The organism is Arundinibacter roseus (genome assembly GCF_004348825.1).
Classification (GTDB): domain Bacteria; phylum Bacteroidota; class Bacteroidia; order Cytophagales; family Spirosomataceae; genus Arundinibacter; species Arundinibacter roseus.
The window spans coordinates 491485-517119 of sequence record NZ_SMJU01000001.1; the positions used below are offsets into that span (position 1 = coordinate 491485).

General features: G+C 47.0%; 29 protein-coding genes. 15 read left to right on the forward strand and 14 right to left on the reverse strand.

Annotation, left to right across the window (positions count from 1 at the left end; translation table 11 throughout):
- The first annotated feature begins 34 nt into the window (after positions 1–34).
- The 3 genes from EZE20_RS02190 to EZE20_RS02200 all read left to right on the forward strand — a co-directional run bounded on the left by EZE20_RS02190 (position 35) and on the right by EZE20_RS02200 (position 1606).
- On the forward strand, positions 35–376 hold the full coding sequence (locus EZE20_RS02190; RefSeq protein WP_132113997.1) for a hypothetical protein: 342 nt from the start codon (positions 35–37) through the stop codon (positions 374–376).
- Between the two features lie 107 nt (positions 377–483).
- Positions 484–858, forward strand: coding sequence for a LytTR family DNA-binding domain-containing protein (locus EZE20_RS02195; protein ID WP_165933387.1), 375 nt, complete (start codon positions 484–486; stop codon positions 856–858).
- A gap of 193 nt (positions 859–1051) precedes the next feature.
- The gene (locus tag EZE20_RS02200) at positions 1052–1606 is read left to right on the forward strand and encodes a hypothetical protein (RefSeq protein WP_132114001.1); all 555 of its coding nucleotides are present in this window, start codon (positions 1052–1054) and stop codon (positions 1604–1606) included.
- A gap of 100 nt (positions 1607–1706) precedes the next feature.
- Here EZE20_RS02200 and EZE20_RS24515 read toward each other — a convergent pair whose 3' ends face one another.
- Positions 1707–1841: a hypothetical protein gene (locus EZE20_RS24515; RefSeq protein WP_262709634.1), complete on the reverse strand. Its 135-nt coding sequence runs from the start codon at positions 1839–1841 to the stop codon at positions 1707–1709.
- Between the two features lie 23 nt (positions 1842–1864).
- Here EZE20_RS24515 and EZE20_RS02205 point away from each other — a divergent pair, with 23 nt between their 5' ends.
- Positions 1865–2965 (forward strand): hypothetical protein, encoded by a 1101-nt coding sequence (locus tag EZE20_RS02205; RefSeq protein WP_132114003.1) that lies wholly within the window; start codon positions 1865–1867, stop codon positions 2963–2965.
- On the opposite strand, the gene EZE20_RS02210 is transcribed toward EZE20_RS02205, so the two are convergent.
- Complete coding sequence (locus EZE20_RS02210) at positions 2962–4680, reverse strand: hypothetical protein (protein ID WP_132114005.1); 1719 nt, start codon at positions 4678–4680, stop codon at positions 2962–2964. The two genes, EZE20_RS02205 and EZE20_RS02210, sit on opposite strands and share 4 nt — an antisense overlap.
- Before the next feature lie 394 nt (positions 4681–5074).
- Between EZE20_RS02210 and EZE20_RS02215 the strand changes: the two genes are divergently transcribed.
- From EZE20_RS02215 to EZE20_RS02240, 7 genes are all read left to right on the forward strand, one after another.
- Positions 5075–5644 carry an RNA polymerase sigma factor gene (locus tag EZE20_RS02215; RefSeq protein WP_132114007.1) on the forward strand — a complete coding sequence of 190 codons (570 nt, stop codon included), beginning with the start codon at positions 5075–5077 and terminating at the stop codon, positions 5642–5644.
- Complete coding sequence (locus EZE20_RS02220; RefSeq protein WP_132114009.1) at positions 5616–7115, forward strand: outer membrane beta-barrel protein; 1500 nt, start codon at positions 5616–5618, stop codon at positions 7113–7115. Before EZE20_RS02215 ends, EZE20_RS02220 begins: the two co-directional genes overlap by 29 nt.
- 110 nt (positions 7116–7225) lie before the next feature.
- Positions 7226–8458 (forward strand): serpin family protein, encoded by a 1233-nt coding sequence (locus EZE20_RS02225; RefSeq protein WP_132114011.1) that lies wholly within the window; start codon positions 7226–7228, stop codon positions 8456–8458.
- Positions 8459–8615: 157 nt separating this feature from the next.
- Positions 8616–8768: a hypothetical protein gene (locus tag EZE20_RS23925; RefSeq protein ID WP_165933388.1), complete on the forward strand. Its 153-nt coding sequence runs from the start codon at positions 8616–8618 to the stop codon at positions 8766–8768.
- Between the two features lie 146 nt (positions 8769–8914).
- Complete coding sequence (locus EZE20_RS02230) at positions 8915–10213, forward strand: LVIVD repeat-containing protein (protein ID WP_132114013.1); 1299 nt, start codon at positions 8915–8917, stop codon at positions 10211–10213.
- Positions 10214–10225: 12 nt separating this feature from the next.
- Positions 10226–10822, forward strand: a complete 597-nt coding sequence (locus EZE20_RS02235; RefSeq protein WP_132114015.1) for a hypothetical protein — start codon at positions 10226–10228, stop codon at positions 10820–10822.
- Between the two features lie 23 nt (positions 10823–10845).
- On the forward strand, positions 10846–11313 hold the full coding sequence (locus EZE20_RS02240; RefSeq protein WP_132114017.1) for an META domain-containing protein: 468 nt from the start codon (positions 10846–10848) through the stop codon (positions 11311–11313).
- 3 nt (positions 11314–11316) lie between these two features.
- Here EZE20_RS02240 and EZE20_RS02245 read toward each other — a convergent pair whose 3' ends face one another.
- Complete coding sequence (locus tag EZE20_RS02245; RefSeq protein WP_132114019.1) at positions 11317–12456, reverse strand: glycosyltransferase family protein; 1140 nt, start codon at positions 12454–12456, stop codon at positions 11317–11319.
- Between the two features lie 18 nt (positions 12457–12474).
- Positions 12475–13344 carry a UDP-2,3-diacylglucosamine diphosphatase gene (locus EZE20_RS02250; protein WP_199879862.1) on the reverse strand — a complete coding sequence of 290 codons (870 nt, stop codon included), beginning with the start codon at positions 13342–13344 and terminating at the stop codon, positions 12475–12477.
- Between the two features lie 405 nt (positions 13345–13749).
- Here EZE20_RS02250 and EZE20_RS02255 point away from each other — a divergent pair, with 405 nt between their 5' ends.
- Together EZE20_RS02255 and gatC are read left to right on the forward strand one after the other, a co-directional pair.
- Complete coding sequence (locus tag EZE20_RS02255; RefSeq protein ID WP_228713497.1) at positions 13750–13959, forward strand: helix-turn-helix domain-containing protein; 210 nt, start codon at positions 13750–13752, stop codon at positions 13957–13959.
- Positions 13960–14080: 121 nt separating this feature from the next.
- Positions 14081–14368: an Asp-tRNA(Asn)/Glu-tRNA(Gln) amidotransferase subunit GatC gene (gene gatC / locus EZE20_RS02260; protein ID WP_132114021.1), complete on the forward strand. Its 288-nt coding sequence runs from the start codon at positions 14081–14083 to the stop codon at positions 14366–14368.
- A 282-nt stretch (positions 14369–14650) separates the two neighbouring features.
- Here gatC and EZE20_RS02265 read toward each other — a convergent pair whose 3' ends face one another.
- The 3 genes from EZE20_RS02265 to ruvX are packed head-to-tail and all read right to left on the reverse strand — an operon-like array spanning position 14651 to position 16540.
- Positions 14651–15433 (reverse strand): amidohydrolase, encoded by a 783-nt coding sequence (locus EZE20_RS02265; RefSeq protein ID WP_317129148.1) that lies wholly within the window; start codon positions 15431–15433, stop codon positions 14651–14653.
- A gap of 39 nt (positions 15434–15472) precedes the next feature.
- Positions 15473–16051, reverse strand: coding sequence for a peptide deformylase (def, locus tag EZE20_RS02270; RefSeq protein ID WP_132114023.1), 579 nt, complete (start codon positions 16049–16051; stop codon positions 15473–15475).
- A gap of 42 nt (positions 16052–16093) precedes the next feature.
- The gene (ruvX, locus tag EZE20_RS02275) at positions 16094–16540 is read right to left on the reverse strand and encodes a Holliday junction resolvase RuvX (protein WP_132114193.1); all 447 of its coding nucleotides are present in this window, start codon (positions 16538–16540) and stop codon (positions 16094–16096) included.
- Between the two features lie 213 nt (positions 16541–16753).
- On the opposite strand from ruvX, the gene recJ reads away from it, so the two are divergent.
- Together recJ and lptB are read left to right on the forward strand one after the other, a co-directional pair.
- Entirely contained in the window at positions 16754–18466 is a 1713-nt protein-coding gene (gene recJ / locus EZE20_RS02280; RefSeq protein ID WP_132114025.1) for a single-stranded-DNA-specific exonuclease RecJ, read from the forward strand.
- A gap of 74 nt (positions 18467–18540) precedes the next feature.
- Positions 18541–19272 (forward strand): LPS export ABC transporter ATP-binding protein, encoded by a 732-nt coding sequence (gene lptB / locus EZE20_RS02285; RefSeq protein WP_132114028.1) that lies wholly within the window; start codon positions 18541–18543, stop codon positions 19270–19272.
- Between the two features lie 14 nt (positions 19273–19286).
- Here the strand turns inward: lptB and EZE20_RS02290 are convergent, their stop codons facing one another.
- From EZE20_RS02290 to EZE20_RS02320, 7 genes are all read right to left on the reverse strand, one after another.
- Positions 19287–20000 carry a hypothetical protein gene (locus tag EZE20_RS02290; protein WP_228713498.1) on the reverse strand — a complete coding sequence of 238 codons (714 nt, stop codon included), beginning with the start codon at positions 19998–20000 and terminating at the stop codon, positions 19287–19289.
- 137 nt (positions 20001–20137) lie between these two features.
- Positions 20138–20527 (reverse strand): hypothetical protein, encoded by a 390-nt coding sequence (locus EZE20_RS02295; RefSeq protein ID WP_132114030.1) that lies wholly within the window; start codon positions 20525–20527, stop codon positions 20138–20140.
- 13 nt (positions 20528–20540) lie between these two features.
- Complete coding sequence (locus EZE20_RS02300; RefSeq protein WP_132114032.1) at positions 20541–21908, reverse strand: vanadium-dependent haloperoxidase; 1368 nt, start codon at positions 21906–21908, stop codon at positions 20541–20543.
- Positions 21909–22196: 288 nt separating this feature from the next.
- Positions 22197–22892, reverse strand: coding sequence for a DNA repair protein RecO (gene recO / locus EZE20_RS02305; protein ID WP_132114034.1), 696 nt, complete (start codon positions 22890–22892; stop codon positions 22197–22199).
- Between the two features lie 142 nt (positions 22893–23034).
- Positions 23035–23640, reverse strand: a complete 606-nt coding sequence (locus EZE20_RS02310; RefSeq protein ID WP_132114036.1) for an arsenate-mycothiol transferase ArsC — start codon at positions 23638–23640, stop codon at positions 23035–23037.
- 43 nt (positions 23641–23683) lie between these two features.
- Positions 23684–24997: an arsenic resistance N-acetyltransferase ArsN2 gene (arsN2, locus tag EZE20_RS24580; protein ID WP_132114038.1), complete on the reverse strand. Its 1314-nt coding sequence runs from the start codon at positions 24995–24997 to the stop codon at positions 23684–23686.
- Positions 24998–25069: 72 nt separating this feature from the next.
- Positions 25070–25402 carry an ArsR/SmtB family transcription factor gene (locus EZE20_RS02320; RefSeq protein WP_132114040.1) on the reverse strand — a complete coding sequence of 111 codons (333 nt, stop codon included), beginning with the start codon at positions 25400–25402 and terminating at the stop codon, positions 25070–25072.
- Positions 25403–25635 lie beyond the last annotated feature (233 nt).

Genomic DNA, 25635 nt, shown 5'->3' on the forward strand with positions numbered 1-25635 from the left:
CTATCGAAAACTCCCCTCCATAGAATTAGCCCCTTTGCTTGCTTACTATGATACACAGGGCTCTGCTTATTCAACCATAAAACTAAATGTAGAAGGAAGTGCAAAGAAGAAGCGAATACTGACCAATCCCGGCAACCCATCCGCACATGATATTCTGGATATATCGCTTGTAGAACTACGGGACGATGAAGCACTCGTCAAAACGAAGGAATATTGGTACTTACGATGGTATGATATTGCCACGAAAGATTACATCAGCTACGTGTATAAAGAGACCAATGAACAAATTTATTTGCTCGTTTGGAAAAATGGACATTGGCTCATCAAGTCAAATGCTTATCCTCCAAGCAGTGATAATGACACAGAGAATGAGTGATGAAAGTAATTGCAAAACGTCTTGCAAAGTCTGCTAAACGTTTTGCTAAAGATATTCTGGCAAAAAAAAGAACCTTTGCTTATTCACTGACATACCCCCCCATCCCAATGCAATCATCAATATCCCCACAGTCAAAACACCTAACTATCTATTCTCAAAAAACAGCATACTCGGCAGAGGGGTTGTTTCTTCCCTATCCACATGGCAAGGTTTGTGTGCCTTTGTCCAACATTTTGGTGATTCAAAGTGAGCGAAATTACACTCGGTTGTATTTTCGGGATGGAACACAATTCCTCTATGCAGTCACACAAAAAAAGCTTTTGTCGAAGCTCCCCACAGCACTCTTTGATAGAATACATCGGGGATATGCTGTCAATCGCATGCATATTTCCAGGATATGCCCTACCTGCGTACAACTCATCGACGGCTCAGTGTGGGCTATTAGCCGACGAAGGAGAAAAACGCTGAATAACGAAGCCTAAACATTGATTTTAGTTATATAAATTTCAAATTTTTCCCTATTCCCTTTATACCAGACTACTGACTTTTATAACAATCACTAGTTTTTCTTTCATTTATCAGTTTTAATACGCTATTTTGTTGAAAAATTAGTGTTGTCATCCGTACCCATTTAGTTACAAGCTAACAACTAATCTTTAACAGAATCTCTATCGAGTGAAACGTCTACTGATTCTTGGCTCACTTTCGCTGCTTTTGCTCAATGCATTGGGATATTATCCCGTGTATCTCTGCATGCAGTTGAAAGCACAGTTTGAGATGAAGCAGCGCCTGGATTCTCGTGCTTTTGGTGAAGATGAGCTTTTTAGCATCAAAATCCCGCTTAATCTTCCCTATTGGACCGAAACCCGACAGGCCCCGGAGCGCATCGAAGGGCAGATTCGCTACAATAATGAGTACTACAAGCTATATCAGCAGGAAGTCATTGGCGATACTTTACTGGTTTTGGCCGTTAAGGATCATTCCGAAAAAGCGATTCTTGACTCGATGCACGAATGGGTAAAGATGACGATTTCGGGCCTGCCCGGTACCTCCCAAAAAGCCGCGGGCTGGGTGAGTCATTTGATTAAAGATTATTTTTCTTCTCAAAACCGTACGCACTTTTTCCTGTATGAATGGGTGGCTGATGCACCGCCGTCTGCCGAGCCTGTAACCCCTGTTTCTTCTGATTATTTTCTGATTCTGAGTCCACCTCCCGAATTCCAGGTCTAATCTTCGGATATAGCCTTACTGCTGCGCCAATCCTCTTTGGAGGCTGGTTCATCCTGATTTTGTGTAAATTCCTATTTTTTTGAAAATAAGATTTTACTACTCAGTCCGGCTGTATCTGCATTTCTCCTTCTTTTTCCTGTTTGCTCAGACCAATCGCTTTTGTGGTTGGAGTAGCTGTTATTTCTATTTTCTGAAAAATAGAATATCCGTGCTGTGTGCGACAGATTTTATTCATCAGAATCATTTATGTCAGAACTCATGAAAACATTTATCTATACATTACTCGTCTCTATTTTCTTTATTTCGGCGGCAGCCGGACAAGGCTGCGTAGCCGTACGACACATGAGCTGTGCCGCACCGGGGTTGTCATCTTCTGACCTTTTCAAACAGAAGCATGGCAAATGGCAGGTCAATACCGGGTATCGTTATTTCCGGTCATTCCGGCATTTTCGGGGCGATGTTGAAGAGCACGAGCGTATCGAAAACAACACCGAAGTCGTCAATCTTTCACACGCGCTGGATTTAGGCCTTAGCTTTCAGCCTACCAATCGTCTTTCCTTTGCAGTCAATGTACCCTTGCTCTACAACGACCGCTCTTCGCTATACGAGCACTATGGCAACAGCCTGACGGCCAACCCGGAGCAAAAGCGATTTTATACACATTCAGCCGGAATTGGCGACGTTCGCGTCTCGTCGAGCTATTGGCTGATTGATCCTATGAAATTGAAAAAATATAACGTAGCGCTGGGATTAGGAGTAAAACTTCCTACCGGAAATTACCGGGTTGAAGGTGATTTTCATAAACTGGACGCCGAAAAACAAGATTATATCATTCGCCGGCCGGTCGATCAATCCATTCAATTGGGCGATGGAGGGCTAGGTTTTAGCCTGGAATTACAAGCATATCTACAATTGGGAAATTCTACTTCTCTGTATGCCAATGGATTCTACTTATTTAATCCGCGCGAAACCAACGGTGTGAGCCGCAATCCGGCGAGTAACTCTACGGCAGTGGATGCAGAATTTTCGGTTCCCGATCAGTTTGCCGCCCGATTGGGAATCAGTCAGACGATTCTACCGGGCTTGTCGGTGATGCTTGGCGGGCGGGCCGAAGGTGTGCCATCAAAAGACCTGATTGGCGGCAGCGCGGGCTTCCGGCGGCCGGGCTATATTGTGTCAGTTGAGCCGGGAGTTGCCTACATGAAAAATGGATTTTCGGCGGCTGTAACGGTACCCGTGGCGCTTTATCGCAATCGTACCAAAAGTTTTGCCGATTTGCAGGACCCTACCGGACAACGTCACGGCGATGCAGCCTTTGCTGATTACCTGATTTCGGTCAATGTCAGCCGTTGGTTTTAACTTGCCCGTTTCTCCCTTTTAGCCTGCTGACGGCCACGTCCAATGGTAATTTGTTTGATCGAAACAAACAGGCTGTGCCAGATTAGGTTAAAGAAAGATTCGTCTGCTGCGCGTTCAATTACCGCCTCGCCAACTCGGGCGGGGCGGTTGCCACGCGGGTTATTTTCATTGATGATTACATTATTCAGGATGCGGGAAAGCAGCGAGCGCTTTTTCAAATCGTCCGAGTCTTTGTCCATTTTCAAAATATCTACCTCCAAATCATCGTAGTGCAGTTCAGTTTTGATACTCGATTGTGTATCTGTGGCCTGAACAGAAAATTCGAGACGAGATACTTTACCTGAGCGAATCGACGCCAAAGCAAGGGCTTCCGTTACTTCGTTGAGGTGGGTCATCTCAAAATCCTTCATCACACCTCCGCACCGAAATGCCCCGCGAGGCGATGCAAGATCAAAATCAAAATAGGTGGCAAGACTTCCCTGATTCATAAAGCGGGTAGACACCTGTACCTTGCAATGTCCATTGCGGCGAATCCATTCGGGATCATTGGTCAAATTGGTAATTGTGCCTTGCGTGCCATCAAAAAACACCGCACCGCTACGATTGGTCTTTTCGTTCATTTCGCCGTAGCGCACCCGAGTACTTTTGAGATGAACCTTGTCAAATCCAACCCGAAGCTTCGATTTCAGTAAAATTTGATGCGGATATTTGCCCATCTTGCTGTTATCAATTTGGGTATAACGCTTGTCTTTATAAATATCCATGAGTCCCGCATCAATATACAGATTCCTGGCAAAAAGCTGCCGATCAGCCAAAAACCGTTTCATGTCTACCTGCGTTGCCTTTATATTTTTAAATTCCAGATCCAGCCGATCCACGGCCCGGCCCAGTTTTTTGCTAAAATCTGCTTTCGAAAAAAGCGGTTGATAATGTACGTTTTTTACCTGTAGCGTACTGTCATGAGTCGACAGGCTCAGCTGAGCCATTCGGAACACATACATGGCATTTCCCGAGGGGAGTTCCAGGCCTTCGGCTTCGAGAGTGATATTTTGAGAATAAAAAATACGGCTGGAATCCTGCTCGGAATCTTCATTTATTAAAAAATCAGATACATCCAGAAATACCTTTTTGAGATAGCTTTTCTGCGGTTTTTGCGATTCCACCGAATGGTTTACATAGGTAAAATCTACATTATTCAAACTGATTTTATCAATCCGAATAGACTTTAACACTTTACTTATAAGCTGATAAGGCGTTTGCGACTGTTTTTTTTCGTTATACGATTGCGGATCATGCACAATCTCAGCTACCGGACGATCAATTAGAATTTCCTGAATGGATAAAGAATTAAGAAAAAATAACCGCATAAGCGACACGCCCGACAGTCGGATGGTTTCGGCCCGAAGCAAAAACCGGTGATTGGGAGCTGTATTATTTTTTAGCAGGTACTCATATCGGGTCGAATCGGTGGTTAGGTTTACGCCCTTTACTTCTGCATTTCCCAGGGGAATATTTATATTTATTGACTGATAATCAATCTTGTACAATCCATCCGAAGCGTCAACCACTGATTTTTTGAGGGCGGCATCCAGTTCATTTTTGAAGTAGGTTGGAAGCCAAAGCGAAACCAAAAATGCAAGCAGAAGTAAGCTGCCGGCAATACCGGCGAACCAGAAGAAAATTTTGATATAACGTGGAGCACTTCGTTCGGGCATGGGTCAGGAGAGGCTAAGGTATCAAGTCGAAATTGATAAAAATTCCGTGCCACTGCGCTTTATGTATGTGAGCAATGGTAGCCTGCCTGGTTATTTATAAACCATTAAGAAAGTAAGAAAAGTAAGATTCCCTGAATAAAAGTACTTTTGTGTAAACGAAAGTTTATTTAACAAGGTGGTATTATTAGAAAAATTGCTTCTGTCCTTCCAACCTTTTGGCTGACTTACGTCTCTAAGAGATAATTGAGGAAGAAAATCGGAATGAGATTGGGTGTGAAACGGATGAGAAAGCGGGAATCTCTCTCATTCTGAACTTCCTGACCCAAGCAAAAACGAAGGATAGCACGAAATAGATCCTAAACCACCGAAGCCTACGAAGCACCCCTACCTTAGGATGACAGTGAACGAACATGACCTGGTAAATGGTTGTCGACAGCGCGACCGAGGCGCTCAAAAGCGCCTATACGACGTTTTTGCCGGGAAGATGTTTGCCCTATGCCTGCGGTATGTTAAAAACAGAGCCGATGCGGAGGATATTTTGCAGGAATCGTTCATAAAAATTTACGAAAATATCGATTCCTTTCGGGGCGATTCTCCGCTTCAGTATTGGCTAAAATCTATTGTTGTCAATACCGCCCTGAAACATATTCGGAAGCAAAAACCATGGATGGATCTGGACGATGTGCAAAGTCACGAAGCAAACGTAGCTGAGTCGGCAAATCCGCTTTCGGGCTTCCAAATGCAGCAGTTGCTGGAATTTATTCAGGAGTTGCCCCACGGCTGCCAAACTGTTTTCAACCTCTATGCTATTGAAGGATATCAACATAATGAAATTGCCGAGTTAATGGGTATTTCCGAAGGGACTTCCAAGTCTCAATATTCGAGAGCCCGCACGCTATTGCAACAAAAATTGAATAAAGAACAACGGTTCGACAATGAATCAGTCAGAAAAACACAGTTTTGAGGAAGAATGGCAGCAGCTATTTGACTCTGCCTCCGAAACGCCCCCACCGGCTGTTTGGAATGCGATTGAGCAACACCTTGACGGGGAGAAAGGCGCTGCCGTACTCCCACTTGTTTGGTGGAAAAATCCACGGATTGCGTATGCCGCAGCGGCTGTCATGGCCCTGTTGCTCGTGAGTTATCCTGTATTGAAATGGGCCCGTCAGGACTCTCCCGCGGGAGTTGTCGCCACGACGCAGCAGTCCATGTCAAAGAAAGGTAGCGAGTCTTTGTCTTCGTCAGAAGAAAACGGTTCGTCACCTTCATTTAACGAGGAGGCTGGTATTTCTAACGAAACGACACTTTCCAGCGCTACCGAAGCCGGGGCCTTGGCTCAGCATGAAATTCCTGCTACAAAAGTGCCGTCCGTTTCAGAAGAAGAAACTCCATCAACTATCGAACCTTCCGCACACGACCTGATGCCTACGGGAGCGCAACTTGCTCAGCAGTCAACAGTAATGGCCCTCACCAAAAGTAGCCGAAGACCATCTTTGGCTGACGACGGACCGATTATTACGGGCGGGGCTGTTTTACCCGAATTTCATGCACCTTCCATAGCTTCACTTGCTCTGCTTTCTCCCCGTGAAACTACCGAACTTGCCATATATGTGCAGAAACGCTACGTGCATTTCTCCCCCGCCGCTACGGATGCCGCAATCAGCGAGCCGCCCACCCGCTCCCGCGAATATTGGGCAGGAGTTGGGCTGATGCCCGCTTCCTTTAATCCGGGGGTACAGGTTACAACGCCTCCTGCGGCCTTTGCGATGGCAAACGCAAAACGGGAGTCGCTGACCAATTCCAGCAAAGCAGGGCTTTCATATGCTGTGCAGATGCAGGGCGGCATGAAACTCTCTAAACATTGGTCTCTTGAAACGGGCGTCAGCTATTTGCAGGGAAATTCTACCTTCGAAAGCGATGGCTACGTGCTTGATGCTTTTACAAATCGTAGCGCAAACGTATTGGAAAATGCCCTTTATTCGAGCAGTTCAACCTCGAAAAGTGCAGATATGAGCCCGAGTTTTATTGGTAATCCAAACAACTCCGCTGTTTTTTACATAGATCTGGATCAGCAGGCTACTAACGACTATCAGTATGTTCAGCTACCCGTGCAGGCGGGCTACACGATCAATCCGGACGGGAAATTGAACTATACTGTGCTGGGTGGGATGGTTGCTAACCTTTTCCTGCAAAATGAACTCGAATCAGCACCCGGCTACACATTTACGAACTCAGCGTCTGACGGCCTGTACAGAACCCTGAACTGGTCTGCGGCTACGGGAGTGCGGGTCAACTATCGGCTGTCTGATCACTGGAATGCAAGCCTGACGGGGGCTTACCAGAAAGCCCTGGCTTCCGGCCTGCGCAACAACAACAGCGTAGAATCCCGACCGCAACTTTATGGCCTTTCGTGGGGGGTTCGATACGTATTTTAATTTTTTTGGGCAAAACATTCCAACCTATTTCCTGGAATAAGTCTCTTTATTCACACAGGACTTCTACTTCCTGTAAATTGACTATTGTTTAAAATTGACCTTTATTAGCCATGAAACAAAACTTTTTTGTCCTGCTTGGAGCTACCATTTTTACCCTTTTCCTGGGAAGATGTACCACCGATGACTCCATCACACCACCCACCGGAACGCCCGTAGAGATTGCCCCGCAGATAGCCGGTCGCACTAATGAATTTGCTTTTGATTTTTTTAAAAATGTAAAAAATACCCAGCCTGCGGAGGATAATGTTTTTGTTTCACCCCTAAGCCTGCACATGGCGCTGGGAATGCTGCTTCACGGAGCCGAAGGCGAAACTGCGGAGCAAATCAACCAAACGCTCAAAATGGCCGGTGTCTCTGAGGCAGACCTGCGTACGGCTTATCAGGCATTGCTCAAAGGTTTACCAAAGGCAGACTCCCGGGTCAATCTGGGTTTGGCCAATTCGATGTGGTATCGCAATACCTTTGCCGTTCAGAATGATTTTCAAAATGTATTGCGCGAGTCTTTTGATGCCGAAGTAACGAGCCTTGATTTTAACAGCCCCTCGGCCAAGGATAAAATTAACCAATGGGCAAGCGACAAAACGTATGGAAAAATCCCGCAGGTTATCGAAAAAATCGAGCCGGAACACGTGCTCTTTTTGCTCAATGCTCTGTATTTCAAAGGAGACTGGAAATATCAGTTTGATGCCTCAAAAACGGGAGATGCTATGTTTCGCCTGGCAAACGATCAGGAGAAAAGCGTGAAAATGATGCGTTTGAAAGAAGATTTCAGAGTAGCACAACGCCCCGGTTATTCGGCTATTGAGCTGCCCTACTCTACCGGACAGTTTGCGCTGACACTTCTGATTCCGAATGAAGACGCAACGGCAAACGACGTGATTCAGAACCTGAGCGCAACAGCCTGGGATGAACTTCAAAAAACGTACCTGCAAAAAGCGAACGTGGAAGTAGGATTACCCCGCTTTACGCTCGATTATGAAATTAATCTGAACAGTACGCTACAGGCAATGGGCATGACCAAAGCATTTAGCAGCGCCGCTGAGCTAGGCAAAATCAACCCGAGCGCACCTTTGGCCGTGAGTTTTGTCAAACAGAATACGTTCCTGGGTATTGATGAAAAAGGCACTGAGGCCGCGGCCGTAACCACAATTGGCGTGGAGCTAACGTCTGCGCCGATCAATCCGTACATCTGCGACCGGCCTTTTGTCATGATTCTGAGTGAAAAAACCTCCAATACTATTTTGTTTATGGGGCGAATCATGAATCCTGAATCAGGTAAATAAGAGAAAATGACGGATAAAAAATCAATCTGTTCACCTCCTTGCAGCTTTAAAAATACCTTTTATTAGCCATGAAAATTTTGTAAAAATTAAGCCTAATAATTCTGATTTTCAGTAGACTACTGATGATAAGCGATAAAAACAGGATGCGATTAATGTCGTGGATACGCAGTTTACAGCTACCTGGTACTTTAAAAACGATACGACCTATCAGGCTTACGAAATCAGGGAGGGACGCCTTTTTATGCACCAAAGGGCAGAACAGGGCGCGGTATTGGCCGACGGCTCTACCTACGAATACAAACGTCAGTAGTCATTGACGTTTCGGGGTGCGTGATCGTCCGGCAGCTTTGCTTCCGGACGATTTTGTTTGCTCACTTTCCAACCTTTTTTTCTGCGAATGAATCTAAGAATCAAATGGATATTCCTAAAAGTAACCTTTTAATAACCTACTTCGCCATGAGAAAAGCTATACTTCTTCCGGTTCTGCTGCTGGCATTGAGCCTGTGGTCGTGCAACGACCGCTGCACCGAAACCCGCGTAACCAAACAGTTTACGCCCGTCACGATTTCGTTGATGGAAATCCGAAAATCTGTAACTACACAGGCACCACGAACGCTCGAACATCCGGGTAAAATTTACGTACGTGGCAATTACCTGTTTATCAATGAAATAAAAGAAGGTATTCACATTGTAGACAACAGCAATCCGTCAAATCCACGTTTTGTGGCTTTCGTGAATATTCCGGGCAATGGCGATATGGCCGTGCGGGGCAACAATCTATATGCCGACAGCTATACGGATTTGGTCACGCTGGACATTTCGGACCCGGTTCAACCCAAAGAAATTAATCGGGTAAACGAAGTCTTCAAAACCGGGCAGTTTGACGGGGGTTGGTGGAACTACAACGAGTCAATCGGTGCCATAAATGGTCAGGATGTAACGTATGTAACCCAGGAAATCGAAACAAACTGCGAAGAAAACCCCGTAGTCCCCGGCTTTTGGTGGTGGGGCGGCGGCTTTTTTCGCACCATGGATGTTGCATTCAGTGCCCAATCGATGGCCGCACCCGGTGGCGGCGGTGGCGACGGGCAGGGCGGCTCAATGGCACGTTTTGCGCTTTACGATCAGTATCTGTATACCGTTGGACAAAACGACCTGCATCTTTTTGACATCAGTACACCAACCAAGCCTGCCGACTTTGCAACGATCAATCTGGGCTGGGGCATTGAAACCATTTTTCCTTACAAAGACAAACTTTTCATCGGCTCAACCACCGGCATGCATATTTATGACAACGCCAATCCGGCCAAACCCGAAAAGCTTTCGGTATTTCAGCACATGATGGCGTGCGATCCGGTGGTGGTTCATGACGACGTAGCCTACGTGACGCTTCGCTCCGGTACCAACTGCCGTGCGGCCCAAAATCAGCTTGACCTGGTAGACATCAGCGACCTGACCCGCCCACGGCTAATTAAAAGCTATCCGATGCAAAATCCGCACGGCCTCGGCATCGACTTCCCGACGCTCTACCTCTGCGAAGGAGCCTTTGGTATGAAAGTATTTGATGTACAGGATCGTTTCGCGGTGGATAAAAACCTGATTTCGCACTTTAAAGATATGGATGCTTATGACGTGATTCCGCTGGGGAAAAATCTGATGCTCGTAGGCAAAGACGGCCTGTATCAGTTTGATGCCTCCAATCCCCGGCAAATTCGTCAGTTGAGCAAGATTCCGGTTGGCTCTCTTTCTATCTAAACTGCCTCGCTCATGAAAGTTTCAGGACTATTTTTGATTCAGTTGCTGCTAATTTTACCGGGATTTTCCCAAAGCATTTCACCCAAAAAAGCCTACGTCAACCATACCGAAGTTGGTTTGCTTTTGGGGCGTGTGAGCTATGATGGAAACTACGGATGGGGCGGCGGTAACCCCAACCAAATCGTGAAGAATCGTACCAACCTGAGCATGCAGATGTTCAACGGCCTGCAGTACAACCACCGGCTGGCCGTTGGCCTTACTACCGGGCTCGACTGGTACACGGCGGCTTTGATCAACCCGTTGGCGGCAGGCGCACGCTACGACCTGACGGGCAAAAAAAACGTCCGGCTTTTTGCTACTGCCGATGCAGGATACGGCTTTGCATGGTTTCATAAAAATTCGGAAGGCTACCACCTGACCGGCGGCACGATGCTAAATCCCGGTTTGGGACTGCGCTTCGGCAAACCTGATGGAACGGCTTTTACCTTGTCTCTGTCGTATAAATATCAGCAGGCACGCCTGGAAATCCCGACCGCCAATGACATAGAATCGCGGGTAGAAAACCGGGAATATAATCGGCTGGCGCTGCGTATGGGGCTGCTTTTTTAACAAAATAATTAGTACTAGTTGCCATGAAAAAAGTTCTTTCCTTACTTCTGAGTTTCGGTTTTCTTTTGCTCTTTTCTTTTCAGTGTGAGCAAAAAGAATGCTGCGGCCCACCACCGGCAAGCTGCTTTCCCGGCGCTTCGCTGAGCGGAACGTGGCGGCTGGAAGCTTACCAAAACCTGTCGACCAACCAAAAGGAATCCAATCCGGATGCGGACGGGCGGGGTGTGCAGCTTACTTTTGCAGAAGAAGGCCGAACTGGTACGATTACCGGACATACGGCCGCCAATACGGTTTTTGGAAGTTATACCAAAACGGATTCCTGCGCTCTAACAAACGTAACCTTTGGCGGCACCAAAGTGGGCGAGCCCAACCCGTGGAGTGCCAACGTATGGTCGGCGATGCACGGAGCAACCGCATTTGAGGTCGGAGGTAACGAGCTTTTTATTTATTTCAATGGTAAAACAGAACGGATGATTTTTCGGAAAAATTAACAATCACGCGTGAAGTACCATTCGGGGTTCGAGGGAAGCATAAGCTTCCTGCTGAGCAGTTTCCATTACTTCTTCAAGCTGTTTGATAAACACCCGCTCGCTCTCCTGGGCCCATGCCTGAAACTCCGCCTGCGGACTTTGGTAATACGGCAGAAAGTCGGTCAGGATGGATAAATCAAACGTGGAAGAAGAAGCGCCTGCTCCTGACAAAACGCCGTCGATAGCGTTGCAGGCCTGCTCAAAGTGATTCGGGACGGGCACCATCAACACGGGCTTGCCCAAATACATCGCCTCACACACAGACTCAAAACCTGCCGTGGTTACCAACGCCCGGCAGGTTTCCATCATGCGCAGGTATTTGGGGCCATGAATGCGGTGAAAGGTCAACGTTTCATCTACCTGCCATTCGTCGGGCGCTCCGGGATTGTCCCAAAAACAATGCAATGGTACATCTGGATTTTTCTCATGCCACGCCCGAACCTGACTGCTCAGACCGGGGTGCGTCATGTAAACGAGCACAAAGTCTTCGGCTACGGGTTGCAGATCTTTGATTGCCTGACGAAGCAGCGGCGGCACCACGGTAAGCGATTCGGAACTATGCTGAGGTATTTTTCGGAACGAAAGTGCCAGTTTTTTCTTTGCACCCAAAGCCGTCAGTTGTGTATTAAAATTGACCAATTGACGATCCAGCCAACTGTTTTTGGGAAAAGGAAACTCAGGATGTAGCAGCAAATACTGATGCGCTACACAAACCATTGGTGTAGCCGGACGATACATAAGGTTGTAAAGCCCGCCGAGAACTTCGTAGAAATTAACAAGTATATCCGCTTCTATTTCCTGTACCTGCTCATGAATCCAGCGCAAACTAGCCACGTAGGCAGGCGTGCGCAGCAGATGCGTCCGTACCGTTTTTCCTACACAAATTCCTCCTTTTTTTGCATCATACAAAAGGTTGGGACTACGAAAAGAGCGCACCTCCGTTTGAATTTGTTCGGAAAAAAAAGAAGGAATACTGCGCCCCGGCGATGTACCCACCAACACCGCTGCTACCTCATGCCCGGCTTTTGATAGCAACTGCCTCAGCGAAATAGCCTGCGTTAGGTGCCCACGGCCTTCTCCCTGTACAATGAATAGAACTTTCATAGCGTATGAACGTGTAGATTAGGTACGAAACGTAGTATTTCCCAGGTCTGAGGGAGGCGGGGCAGAAAACGCAACCAACCGCTCTTTCCGGCCAAAAAACTCTGAAACTATGGTATCTTCGCTCATTTCGGGGTCAGCGTGTTTGGATTCGTTATAATAGAGCAGGCTCCATTTTCCGTCAAAATCTTCAACCAACGCGCTGAGCGATTCTACCCAATCGCCCGAATTCATGTAGGTGATGCCGTCGATTTCACGGATAGCGGGTTGGTGAATATGCCCGCAGATAATGCCGTCACAGTTGCGGGAACGGGCCAATTCGGTTAATTTTTCTTCAAAATCCGAGATATAGCTCACGGCCATTTTGACCCGTTGCTTTATTTTTTGAGAAAGCGAGTAATACGGCAGTCCGCGCCAGGCCCGGTAGCCGTTGTAGAGTTTATTGAGCCACAGCAAAAACGTGTAGCCAACATCGCCCAGATAGGCCAGCCATTTTAGATTGGAGGTCACGGAGTCAAAAACATCTCCATGCGTAACATAAAACCGTTTTTCGCCCGATTTGAGGATATAATCTTTCCGGATTTGAAACTGCTTTCCGAGGCGCAGCGGTAAAATCTGATCCAGAAAATCGTCGTGATTTCCCCGCAGATAAATAACCTTTGTCCGGTGCTCATCCATCATTTTGAGCATTGCCTTAAAAAAAGCCGTGTGCTTGCGCTTCCAGGCACCGTACTTTTTCAGTTGCCAACCGTCAATAATATCACCGTTGAGGATTAGTTTGCGGCAGCTATAATATTTCAGGAAACTCGTTACTTCCTTGGCCTTCGAGCCGTTTGTACCCAGGTGGAGGTCAGAAATAATGATGGTCCGGAATTCAGTCTGTATTTTCATACTACAAATAAGCACAGACTGTATTACCTGATTATTAAGGCGTTATCACTTTGCTGTCAATAAAGCATCAGTGCTTATGTGTATACGTAACATAGCGTTAATATCAGGGGCAGAACCTTGTTGGAAGATTATTAATTTGCAGGCAGGGAAATGGATTTCGGCCTAGGTTAAAGAGAAGCGTACTATTTATTGAGAAATATCACGAATCAGGAAGGAATTTGGAGAAGACAAATTTTTAGCTACGGGTTTTGATTATTGGTTGTTGTACTTGAAATATGAATCTGCGCTTCAAAAAAAGTTAATTTTTGTGTACTACCGTCACATCATACATTTGAAATTTTAGCAGATTTTAGTTACTTGGTGAAATTCTGAATTTTGAAATCCTTCTCACCTTTAACTCCTTACATGATTATGTATCCGACCAACCTCACCCTCTGCAAACTCCGGGAAGAAAAAGGGTATTCGCAGGAATTTGTGGCTGCGCAATTAGGTACCTCACAGTCAACCTATTCAAGAATTGAATCCGGGCAACGCCCGCTGAAAGCAAAGGAATTGGTTGCAGTTTCCAGTTTGTACAATATATCCATTGATAAGTTACTTGATGGGGGGGGGTAAGTCGTTCCTCCTGAAAACATAGCGCCAACAGCCCCGGAGGTGCGCCACTATCAGCCGCCAAACTTAATTCGTTTTCACAACTACATCGCCTATCTTTGCAGGCAAAATTGCCTGATTACTCATGAAAATAGATCACGAATCTTTGCATAAAATCGCTCATTTGGCGCGTTTGGAAGTAAAACCCGAAGAAGAAGAAGCCCTGCTGGAAAGTATGGAAAACGTACTGACGTGGATGGAGCAGCTCAACGAGCTCGACACCACGGGCGTGGAGCCCCTTACGCACGTAACCGACGAGGTCAATAATTGGCGTGAAGATGTGGCCCAAAACACTTTATCGCGAGCCGAAGGCCTGCAAAATGCTCCGAGCCACGACGAGCAGTATCTGAAAGTACCAAAAGTGATTGAATAATTCCCCTTTAATTCTTGATGAATAGTCACTATTTCAGGTTTCCCTATATGTAACATATTGGCAAATGCTCCGTAGGAGCTAACTGTTTGTAGCTCCTGTATTCACCAGATGCACCTAGCTCCGTTAGGAGCGGCCCATTGGCAAGTATGCGAGGGCAAATAGGAATTTAACCAATTATTGATCTTACAAATAGGTTGTTTTCGGCATAAAATGCACCTTCAATGCACTTTTTAGTTTGAGGTACTCAATTTACGTTAATTCGCCAGCCTCTCCCTTTGCTACTCAGGGACGAATGTCAAACGAATCGGCATCCAAATGCGCCGGAAACCGCTGACGGAAGACATTCAGTGGTTCTTTTTCCAGCTTCACGACCTTTATCGTTTCTGCCTGCCCGAGGTCGGTGATGAGCTCTCCCGCAAAATCGACCGCAAGTGAGCCGCCCGTATAGTCGAGGCCGTTGCCATCGGTACCGATGCGGTTCACGCCCAGGCAGTAACTCAAATTTTCGATGGCGCGGGCTTTTAGCAGCGTCTCCCAGGCATAGGTACGAGCCGACGGCCAATTGGCTACATACAGCAGCACATCGTAGGGGTTTTGGGGCGACTGCCGGCTCCATACCGGAAACCGCAAATCGTAGCAAACAAGCGGACAAATCTGCCAGCCTTTCCAGTTCAGCAGCAGCCTTTCGCGGCCCGGATGATAGGTCTGATGCTCCTCTCCCATCCGAAACAGGTGACGCTTGTCGTAATATTGATAGGTGCCATCGGGACGCATGCCCAGCAAGCGGTTGTAGAAGGCTCCACTTTCTTTAACTGCAAAACTCCCCACCACCAGCGCCTGCGTCTGCGCCGCTATCATTTTCATCCAGCGGGTCGTGGTGCTATTGAGAGGTTCGGCGAAGTGAGCCGCATTCATGCTGAATCCGGTTGTGAACAGCTCCGGCAACACCAGTACATCGGCAGGCTCGGGCAAATCTGCAATTTTTTCTTCCAGATTCGCCCGGTTATAGGAAGGATTTTCCCATTCCAGCGAAGTTTGTACCAAAGCTACCCGCAGCGTGTTCAAGAGCGTTTTTGTCAGAATTTGGGTAAAAAGAAGGTGTATTTACTTACGCGCAAAAAACTTCATACGATAATCTACATCCACAATTCCTTTGGAAATATCGCTTAGTTTACGTTTCAAAAGTTGCTTTTTCAGCGTAGGCAAATAGTCCGTAAAAAGTTTGCCCTGCAAGTGGTCGTACTCATGCTGAATGATGCGGGCGGCGGTTCCGTCATAGGTTTCTACGAGCTCATTCCAGTCCAGGTCGCGGTATTTGATTTTGAGTCGTTCGGGTCTGAAAACTTCGCCCCGAATGCCGGGAATACTCAGGCAGCCTTCTTCAAAACCCCATTCTTCACCGTCTTCTTCCAGAATTTCGGGATTAATAAACACCTTTTTGAATCCTTCCAGCGAAGGCTCTTTGTCTTCTTCTTTTTCGCCTTCGTTCATTGCCGTGCCATCCACCACAAATACCTGAATGCCCAGCCCGATTTGCGGAGCGGCAAGGCCAACGCCGGAGGCATCGTACATAGTCTCAAACATATCGTCGGCCAGTTTTTTCAGGTCCAGCTCGTCTTTTTCAAGGGCTCTTGTCACTTTGCGTAAAACGGGGTCACCGTAGGCTACTATGGGGTAAATCATCTGAATTTTTACTAATTGGTCAATTAAAAAAATGGGTATCTATTAGTCTCGACTCGAAGCGTTGCCCAGCGGGTTGATTTGCTGACTTTCCATAAAAGACTGTAAAATAATGGTAGCGCTTACTTTATCAAGGTTTCCTTTTTCGCGCCGCTCACTTTTTTTACTCCCTCCGGCAATCATCGCCCGAAGCGCCATTGAGGACGTAAAGCGTTCATCGTGAGGGTAAACAGGAATTTCCGGAAAAGTGTTCTCCAGCTTTTTTATAAAGGTCCGCACAGGCTGCGTGTTGTGCGTATCGGAGCTATCAAGTTTTCGGGGCATTCCGATGACGATCCCCGCAATATCTTCCTTCCCAATATACTCTTTCAAAAAGTCGAGCAGCAGGTGCGTCCGCACGGTTTCGAGCGCCGTTGCGATAATCTGCATCGGGTCGGTAACGGCCAGGCCGGTACGTTTTGAACCATAATCAATCGCCAGCAAACGGGGCATACGCAAGGGGTTTCCAGGAGTTTTTGTGCCGCAAAGATAAGACCTTTCCATAGCTTTTCGATACATGCGCCTAATCTACGGCCTGAGTTAGACTTGCTAAGTTTTAAAGTTTATCGCTAATTTTGATACATAAAGCGGGTTGCCTGGCTTTCCCTCTTATTTTTTTGCCCGGTTTGAACACAATTTCCACCGGATACCTTTCTCTTCTTTCCTATGAACGAAAAACGTTGGATTCCTTCCTCAGCACTTACCGCCCTTGAAACACAAACCGTTGCCGAGCTGGCGGAGGCTATTCATGTCAGCCCTTTTTTGGCTACTCTTTTGGTGCAGCGCGGCATTCATACCTTTGAGCAGGCACGTACATTTTTCCGTCCTGAGCTAAGCCACCTCCACGATCCTTTCCTGATGAAAGACATGGACAAGGCCGTGCAGCGGTTGATTCGGGCGCTGGATTCGCAGGAAAAAATCCTGATTTATGGCGATTATGACGTAGACGGCACGACCTCCGTGACTCTTGTGTATGACTTTTTAAGTACTTTCTACCCCCACCTCGACTACTACATCCCGGATCGGTATACCGAAGGCTACGGTGTTTCTACGCAGGGAATCGACTGGGCCGCTGCACATGGCTACTCGCTGATTATTGCGCTCGATTGCGGCATCAAATCGTTGGATAAAGTTGACTACGCAAATTCTCTGGGCATTGATTTTATCATTTGCGACCACCACCGCCCCGGCGACCAACTGCCGCAAGCCGCCGCCGTGCTTGATCCCAAGCGCAGCGATTGCGCGTATCCGTACAAAGAACTAACGGGCTGTGGCGTAGGATTTAAGCTGATGCAGGCTTTTTGTATCCAAACCGGTCGCAAGCCCGAAGAGTTGTACCCCTACACCGATTTGCTGGTCGTGAGCATTGCGGCTGATATTGTGCCGATTACGGGCGAAAACCGCGTGTTGGCGTTTTTCGGATTGCAGCATCTGAATGCTACACCAAGAATTGGCCTGAAAGCACTCATAAAAATTGCTGGTCTTCACTCCAAACTCGATATTACAAACGTGGTATTTGGCCTTGGGCCCCGCATCAATGCCGCCGGACGCATCAAACATGCCAAGGAGGCTGTTCGACTGTTGCTGTGTCAGGATGAAGAAGAAGCCACGGAATTTGCGATGGGTATCAATACCCACAACAACGACCGCCGCACGTTCGATTCCAGCATAACCGAAGAGGCCCTTGCCATGATTCAAACCGACGAATGGCTGGTAGCGGCCAAAAGTACGGTGCTTTTTAAGGAAGATTGGCACAAAGGCGTAATCGGTATTGTGGCAAGCCGCTGCATTGAACATTTTCATCGGCCAACTATTATTCTCACGAAGTCGAACGGAAAAGCGGCCGGTTCGGCCCGGTCGGTGCCGGGTTTTGATGTCTATGAAGCAATTGAAGAATGCGCTGAACTGCTGGAACAATTTGGCGGGCACACATTCGCCGCCGGGCTCACGCTGCCGGTCGAAAACATTGATGCGTTCCGGCTGAGGTTTGAAGAAATTGTGAGCAGCCGTATTTTACCTGAGCAGCTCATTCCGATGATCCGGGTGGATCTGGAAATTGCGCTGGACGAAATTTCCTGGAAGTTTTATAACGTCATGAAACAAATGGCACCCTTTGGTCCCGGCAATATGACGCCCGTTTTTGTGAGCCGGGCCGTGCAGTTGGCCGGACGCCCCACAATCATGAAAGAAAAACACATAAAATTTGACGTTTTTCAGGGTAAATCCCCGGCATTTACAACCATTGCTTTTGGCATGGCGCATCTTTTGCCGGATCTCACAAGCGGCAAACCCTTTGATATTTGTTATACACTGGAAGAAAACAACTTTCGGGATTCGAGGACGTTACAGTTTATGTTGAAAGATATTAAATTCCAGTAAATCAATTTTTACAAAAACAGTTTTCTGCCTCCCTGGAAATTTTACACACAAAGCCTGATTTCCCATACTTTTCCATGATACTAAGAACCGAAAATCTTGTCAAAAAATACGGCGCCCGGCTCGTCAACGATAATGTCAGCTATCAGGTAGCGCAAGGCGAAATTGTGGGATTGCTCGGGCCAAACGGCGCCGGAAAAACTACGTCGTTTTACATGGCGGTAGGTTTGGTAAAACCCAACAGTGGTCACGTGTACCTCGACGACCGGGATATTACCAAACTGCCGATGTACAAGCGGGCCCGCTTGGGATTGGGCTACCTGGCGCAGGAAGCGTCGGTGTTCAGGCAGCTTACGGTTGAAGAAAACATTCGGGCGGTGCTGGAAATGACGGATTTACCTAAATCGGCTCAAAAAGAAAAAGTGGAAGAGTTGATGGAAGAGTTTAACCTGCATCATGTACGCAACAACAAGGGTATGGTGCTGTCGGGCGGGGAGCGCCGCCGTACCGAAATTGCACGAGCGTTGGCCGTTGATCCAAAGTTTATTCTTTTGGATGAACCTTTTGCGGGTGTAGACCCTATCGCCGTAGAAGATATTCAGTCGATTGTGGCCCGGCTCAAACACCGCAACATTGGCATTCTGATTACTGACCACAACGTAAACGAGACGCTTTCCATCACGGATCGGGCGTATTTGCTGTTTGAGGGAAAAATCCTTAAACAGGGAACTGCCGAAGAACTCGCCGAAGATGAGCAGGTTCGGCGAGTGTATCTGGGACAGCATTTTGAACTAAAACGAAAAATATAAGGAGCTGCGGGGGCTTATTTGATTTTCTCCCATACTTCATGAATCGGATCGCCTTTGCTGCTTTTGCCGGAGTGGTCCCAACGACCGTCTTTGAGTGCCCAGTTAAACGAAAGTTCGGCTCCTACCCGGTGGTTGTCGCGAGAGAAAAACTCGATTTTTTCGGTGTACTTTCCATCCTTAATCGTGTAGCTGCCGCCGCCCGTGCCATAAAACCCTTTGACTGCCGGATCAATCGCTGCCCACTGAAACCGCGTTCCTGACAAAATTTTAAGCGTTTTGCGCGTACCGCTCTGATGAATTTTCACCAACTCGCCCGCATCTCCATTGGCTCTTTCGGTGATGTGCCACGTACCTGCCATCGGCACCGAAGCGGCATCGTCTACGAGCATCCACACAAGGTCTTCGTCCTCGCTTCGCAGCGTCAGAATGCTATCTTTCCGATCCACCTGATACGTTACAGTTTTGTTGATTTTGGCGGTATCTGCTGAATGGAACTCCCGGTTATAGGTAAGTTTCCCATCTTTCATAGTAAATGTTCCCCCTTCGGTTCGGTCAAAATATTTGTTCAGGATACTGAACGAGGAAATCATCAGGTAATCGTCCGCCAAAATCATCACGGCGGTGCTGTTGTTTGGCTGCTGCGACTTCCAGGCTCCTTTAAGGGATTGTGCCGATACGTTTATTGCCATCAGGGTGATTGCCAGGTAGAAGAAAAAATATTTTTTCATGAGTTCTAAGGATTTATGAATAATTAGTGATGCTACACAAAGCTACTCAAAAATTGTTCCTCATCCTTTTTGACTACACGCCAGATAGAGTAAATCAACCATTAAGAAACTAAGAAAGTTAAGGTCTCAATTTCCCCTTACTCACAAATTTCCTTCAATCGGTTTTCCACGGCTTCGTCCAGCTTGTCGCGTTGCTCGGGTGCCTGATAGCGGGCTTCAAAAAGACTATCCATCGCCATCGTGATTCGGGTGGCGAGCGCTCCGGTCTGTTCCGTCAGTACCTGCCTGATCGAGTCATTTGTTTGGCGTTGTGCGGCAGTCAGCGGACTATTGCTTTTTATCAGCGAATCTTCCATCAGCTGCATCTCGTTGGCAATGCGAAACCGCTCGTCTTTTAGTTTTCGGGCCTCGCATTGGAGCTCCGCCATCAGGTTCACGTCTTCGGTTTCGGGGGCTTGATTGGCCGTGCAGTTCCACAGCCACAAACTGCTTAGCAGCAGGCTACCAATAATCTTATAGGAAGTCATAAAAGAAAAAAAATCATTTAATATTTTGGGGCCAGCGAATCGCCCTGCTTACCACGTTGTCACCAATAGCACGACCCATATCGAGCCCGCGCTGATTGTCCATGTCGTAGTGAATACCTCCAAAAAGACGCGAATCAGCGCATTCTTTGGACATTTGTTTAAAGTTGGTAAACTTACGCACCGAAAATCCGTGCTGAATCTGCGACCGATCTGTAAAATTATAGGCGCCGTCTCCATTGGTAAACAACTTAATAAACACGCGCTCACCCACGGCAGCTTCGGTAGCGTGCCCCGACGTATAAGCAGGGAAAGGTGGCGTGCCAATTACCGTTTTGAACGACGGATCGATATATTTCTTGATATACGAAACCGGACGAATCAGCGAGTAATCATACTTGATTTTCCAGCAGGTTATGAAGGCATCGTTTTCGGCAATTCCCAGCATTCCGTAGCCTACCGATGCTTTTTCGAGCGTAGCGTTGGTTTCTTCCAGGAGTTGCGTCAGGATATTGAATGTATGTCCGGTAGGTGTACAGGTAGCAAAAGGATCATCGGCCCAAAACCGGGTAATTTCCTGTTCTTCGGGCACTTCACGCTTTACTACTTCATATACTTCCATTGCCGCTTTATAAAAATCGGATTCGGGCTGAGTTGAAAATGGAATGGGTTGCGGGGGCAGTGCATAAGCCATATTAGTGGCCAACATGGGCCGGCATTTTTCCCAGTGCGGGCTCAGGGGCGTCAGATTGTTGGCGTCGGTGGGCACCCATTTGTCTACGCCGGTTACCGGCGTATAAGGCTTCGAAAACGGGTTGAGGTACGACTCGTGACCGCCGTCGGATTTAGAGTATTCAAAAATGGCAGCAGCAATATCTTTGCCCAACTGCACCGACAAATTAGCTACGGTCTTGCTTGCAGCTTCCGGCCTGAATTGTTCAAGATAGGTTTGCTCGGTTTTATTAATGGCGTCAAGATTTTGCTTACTGATTTTCTTTTCAAACATCATCCGCATCATATCGGCAAGGGCTGCGTTAGCTACGAGGCCCCAATGATATTTAATACTGAGGGGGTCGGCCTGAGGCATCATGCCGGGCGTCAGCCCTGTAAGCTGACCTGCCAATGATTCGGCTTTCGGAATGCCTCTGTATACAGCCTCGTAGGCGGTAATACCCGAATATCCGAAAGCACGCGCTGCCTGTGGCGGCGGAAATGACGCCTCTTTTACGATCTTGCATTCGAGCTTAAACCACTCCCGCATGAAGTCAGCGGAATAGCCTGCCGCTACGTTCGCCTGTGGCGGAGCGGAGGGATTGATTTCTGAGGTTGGCGTACAGCTCCAAATGAAGGCTGTAAGCATGGTTAAGTATAGTATTTTTTTCATAATTCCCTGGAAGGCAACGACAAAAGTTTTCTTGTTTTTAGCAATTTGAACAAAAATAATACCAAATTTATTTAGCGTTACAAAAATATTTTTAAACCTTAATTTTACATGTTACTACTCTACTACTTACCACTCTTAAATGGTTTTTTTCTATGAAAAAAGGCTATTTTGATTCGATTTTAAGTAAACTATAAGTTTCATAAATTTAAACAAAATCAATTTCCAGATTCAAAACAAAAACTTTGGCACGAGCCTCCACTACCCTTTCCAGGCACTCAGCGGAGACTGCTAGCTGAGTACTTCGTGCAATACATCCAAAGATTTAATTTCCCCAAGCGAATCCAGATGTATTTTATAAAAAAACAGCAGCATGTTCAGGAGTGAAATTCGCCGGGGCCGGTCCAATGCCACTACCACGCCAAACGGTGCGGTAAGCCAGGAATGCAACGCTAAGTTTTGAGACGCATCAGGGCTTTGCGGGTAATGATTACTTCGCAATTCATTTGAAAAATCGGCGGTTGTTTCCAGACCAAAACCCAGGTAAAACGCCAGCTGTGTCAGTACATGCAGGTGGAAGTTTTCGAAACCACTCTCGGCTTCATCCAAATACACAATGGCACGTTGTAAAAAATCAAAAAGCGGAAGGTTCTCTTCTTCCTCGCGAAGGCATTTGGTCAGAAGTTCGGTAAGAAAAAGAGCCAAACTGGATTTGATGACCAAAAATGGGACGCTATGAAACGGATAAAGACATTTAAGCTCTGAAATTCGGTGAAGGCTATCGGCTTTATTTTTATGATATACGACCAGGTCCAACAATGTAAGAGGCTGAAAAAGAGCTATTTTATTGGATTTGGAGCGACTACTGCGGACGCTGTTCACAATATAACTCTGCATCCCAAAACTTTCCGTGTAGATTTTGGCAATGATGGAAGTCTCCCGGTAGCGGATATAACTTAACGCAATGCCTCGTGTTTTATGTAACATCCGGTTGTTGTTTCGGTACATTTAGCTATTCGCCCTGTCATTAATCAGGAGTAACGAGTTTACTAAATTTCTCCAAAGATAAAAAACCCTCCTGACAAAATCAGGAGGGTGGGTTCAAGGGCATTGATTCACCGGCAAATAGTTACAAATCCGAAAACACATACTTCATTTCGGTTGCAATTTGCCTACACCTCTCGTCGTAGGTTTGGGTTTCCAGCGGCGAATCGTCAGCAGCTTTCGGATCTTCGTACATCACGGGTAAGCGGCACTCCGCTCCGGGAATAAACGGACAGTTTTCTTCCGCATGACTGCACGTCATGATCGCCGCAAAACCCGACACAGGATTTGGAGCCTGATCGTACACTTTTGAAAACGCCTCCACCGGCGGCATTTCATCGTCGTACCACAGCGCATACACCGGATTTTCTCCTTCCGTAGTCTTTACAACCCGCACGCCTGCTCGTTCAAGCGCTGCAATTGTTCGTGGATTGCAGGCTGTATTTTCGGTGCCACCCGAAAAGCACTGAACATCCGATAGGCCAAAGGCATGCGCCGCCACCTGCGCCCATACTTGCCCAAAATGGCTTCGGCGCGAATTATGAGTACAAATGAAGGTAAGGTTTATTGGTTCGTGCGCGGCTATTTTTTCCTGAATATACCCTCGGAGCGCATTCAGAGCAGGTAACCTTTCAGGTGAAATCTTCGCCGGATTCAGCGATTCAAAGTACATGGCAAGTGCAGGCAGCATAGGTATACGGTGTTTTTTTAGGGTCAAGATTTGTTTGTGATTCTTAGCAACAACCGCCTCCCGGTGTGCAGCAGGACGTAGCGGCTGCTCCGAGTTGTACACGGGGTTTACCGATTCGCTTGTGGAGCGTTTCGGCTGTGGACGGACACAAGTTGGAAAACTGCGCCGTTGCCTGAACTTCTGCCGGAACTTCTGTACGGTCGATAGTACTAAACCCTGATTTCTCAAAATACTGCCCTGCCGTAGTTGTTATAAGATACACATCCTCAACGCCTTCTTGTTTTGCTTTGGCCAGTAATTTTTCCTGCAAACGATTCGCCAATCCGTTGTTGCGTTGCGATTGATCAATAGCCACAGACCGAAGCAAGGCCTTTTGTCCCAGATTCTCCAATCCGGCTACGCCTACCAACTTTTTATTCAAACGGGCAATCATAAACGTACCCAATGCGGGTGTCAGATCTTCGGTTGGCAGGCCGTTGGCTTGCAGCAATGCGGAGATTTCGTCAAAATCTGTGGCTTTGGCTTCGGAAATTTCGAAAGGAATTTCCGTTGGTTTTTCAGCATAAAGCGTAATGCTTTCGATTCCCGAAACACCAGTCCGAAAGTCGGCTATTTGCCCTGCTGACAAGTACTTTTCCAAGATATCATCCGGAATTACAATGGGTTTCTGCTTCTGAACCGTCAGGTTTTCAAAACCGGCCTGTGCGGCAAGCGACAGATAATCGTCTTTCATAATGGCGCCTGACACGCAGCCTGCATACATTTCAGCCGCTTGTCGGAGGTTTTCGGGCAGTTCGCCCGTCAGCACAATGTCCGAAATACTAAAATGCCCGCCGGGCTTCGTTACCCGAAAAATTTCCTTAAAAACATTCCGTTTGTTAGGCACAAGGTTCAGCACGCAGTTGCTCACAACTACATCGGCCACGTTGTCGTTGACGGGCATTTGCTCAATGTCGCCCTGCCGAAACTCTACATTATGGAAGCCCAGTTTCTCAGCATTGGTGCGAGCCCGCTGAATCATTTCTTCCGTAAAATCGACACCAATCACCTTCCCTTCGGCTCCCGTTTCGTGGCGCGCGACAAAGCAATCGTTACCTGCTCCCGAACCCAGGTCAATGACCACATCACCTTTTTTAATATGGGCAAACTGCGTAGGCAACCCGCAGCCTAAACCCAGATTCGCTTCTGACGCATAGCCTTCAAACTGACTATAATCGTCGGCCATGATGTTGTACACTTTGGTTGATACGGGGCCGGAGCCACAGCAGGAAGCCGCATTGAGGGCGGGATCTTGTCCGGCTATTTCGGCATATTTTTGACGAACTATTTCTTTTAGCGCCTGCTCTTGATTTTCCATTGAAGATAATTTTTAGTAAAAAAGAGATAGATTTTTCAATTGTAATATTGCGATCAAAAGGAGTAAATTTTTTTAACAACAGCCTTGTTTCTGAATCTTAATAGCCTCGAATAATACTCCAAAAGCTACCTGTGCTTCTTCCCAAACGGGTTCATTGATGCAGTAACACACTCGTGGCGGGTCGATTTCTCCTTTGATGATACCGATGCGTTTGAGTTCTTTTAGGTGTTGTGAAACAGTGGCCTGCGACAACGGAAGCTCATCGACCAAATCGCCGCAAACACAGGCTTTGCGCTCGGCCAACAGCCGCAAAATAGCTACGCGGGCAGGATGTGCAAACGCTTTGGCTAGTTCGGCGGTACGGTTGTCGGCAATGGTAAATTCTTCGCTTTTGGTAAGTCCCATGACAATTATTACTAATACATCGCAATATTACGATTAATAGTTGTCGAAATCTACTTTTAGACCATTTATTTTCTTTAATGGTCAAATTTTAAATAAAATCCGTGTGGAACAACTTGCTCATTTCGTTGGAAAAAGTGCCAGTTACAAATTTGCTTCTAATTGATTTACAGGCTTTTATTTTATTTTACTTCAAAAAAAATATTGATTAGACGGAAGTCGGGCATGAACGGTCC

Excerpts from the sequence above, each read along its gene's own strand:
- EZE20_RS02225 (WP_132114011.1), top strand. The coding sequence starts at position 7,226 with ATGAAACAAAACTTTTTTGTCCTGCTTGGAGCTACCATTTTTACCCTT.
- EZE20_RS02205 (WP_132114003.1), top strand. The coding sequence starts at position 1,865 with ATGAAAACATTTATCTATACATTACTCGTCTCTATTTTCTTTATTTCG.
- recO (WP_132114034.1), bottom strand. The coding sequence starts at position 22,892 with ATGTTACATAAAACACGAGGCATTGCGTTAAGTTATATCCGCTACCGG.
- EZE20_RS02240 (WP_132114017.1), top strand. The coding sequence starts at position 10,846 with ATGAAAAAAGTTCTTTCCTTACTTCTGAGTTTCGGTTTTCTTTTGCTC.
- EZE20_RS02220 (WP_132114009.1), top strand. The coding sequence starts at position 5,616 with ATGAATCAGTCAGAAAAACACAGTTTTGAGGAAGAATGGCAGCAGCTA.
- EZE20_RS02310 (WP_132114036.1), bottom strand. The coding sequence starts at position 23,640 with ATGCTGCCTGCACTTGCCATGTACTTTGAATCGCTGAATCCGGCGAAG.
- EZE20_RS02195 (WP_165933387.1), top strand. The coding sequence starts at position 484 with ATGCAATCATCAATATCCCCACAGTCAAAACACCTAACTATCTATTCT.
- EZE20_RS02250 (WP_199879862.1), bottom strand. The coding sequence starts at position 13,344 with ATGAAAATACAGACTGAATTCCGGACCATCATTATTTCTGACCTCCAC.
- EZE20_RS02245 (WP_132114019.1), bottom strand. The coding sequence starts at position 12,456 with ATGAAAGTTCTATTCATTGTACAGGGAGAAGGCCGTGGGCACCTAACG.
- EZE20_RS02295 (WP_132114030.1), bottom strand. The coding sequence starts at position 20,527 with ATGACTTCCTATAAGATTATTGGTAGCCTGCTGCTAAGCAGTTTGTGG.
- recJ (WP_132114025.1), top strand. The coding sequence starts at position 16,754 with ATGAACGAAAAACGTTGGATTCCTTCCTCAGCACTTACCGCCCTTGAA.
- EZE20_RS24515 (WP_262709634.1), bottom strand. The coding sequence starts at position 1,841 with ATGAATAAAATCTGTCGCACACAGCACGGATATTCTATTTTTCAGAAA.
- EZE20_RS02320 (WP_132114040.1), bottom strand. The coding sequence starts at position 25,402 with ATGGGACTTACCAAAAGCGAAGAATTTACCATTGCCGACAACCGTACC.
- EZE20_RS02300 (WP_132114032.1), bottom strand. The coding sequence starts at position 21,908 with ATGAAAAAAATACTATACTTAACCATGCTTACAGCCTTCATTTGGAGC.
- def (WP_132114023.1), bottom strand. The coding sequence starts at position 16,051 with ATGATTTACCCCATAGTAGCCTACGGTGACCCCGTTTTACGCAAAGTG.
- arsN2 (WP_132114038.1), bottom strand. The coding sequence starts at position 24,997 with ATGGAAAATCAAGAGCAGGCGCTAAAAGAAATAGTTCGTCAAAAATAT.
- EZE20_RS02235 (WP_132114015.1), top strand. The coding sequence starts at position 10,226 with ATGAAAGTTTCAGGACTATTTTTGATTCAGTTGCTGCTAATTTTACCG.
- EZE20_RS02290 (WP_228713498.1), bottom strand. The coding sequence starts at position 20,000 with ATGAAAAAATATTTTTTCTTCTACCTGGCAATCACCCTGATGGCAATA.
- gatC (WP_132114021.1), top strand. The coding sequence starts at position 14,081 with ATGAAAATAGATCACGAATCTTTGCATAAAATCGCTCATTTGGCGCGT.
- EZE20_RS02255 (WP_228713497.1), top strand. The coding sequence starts at position 13,750 with ATGATTATGTATCCGACCAACCTCACCCTCTGCAAACTCCGGGAAGAA.
- EZE20_RS02215 (WP_132114007.1), top strand. The coding sequence starts at position 5,075 with ATGACAGTGAACGAACATGACCTGGTAAATGGTTGTCGACAGCGCGAC.
- ruvX (WP_132114193.1), bottom strand. The coding sequence starts at position 16,540 with ATGCCCCGTTTGCTGGCGATTGATTATGGTTCAAAACGTACCGGCCTG.
- lptB (WP_132114028.1), top strand. The coding sequence starts at position 18,541 with ATGATACTAAGAACCGAAAATCTTGTCAAAAAATACGGCGCCCGGCTC.
- EZE20_RS02210 (WP_132114005.1), bottom strand. The coding sequence starts at position 4,680 with ATGCCCGAACGAAGTGCTCCACGTTATATCAAAATTTTCTTCTGGTTC.
- EZE20_RS02230 (WP_132114013.1), top strand. The coding sequence starts at position 8,915 with ATGAGAAAAGCTATACTTCTTCCGGTTCTGCTGCTGGCATTGAGCCTG.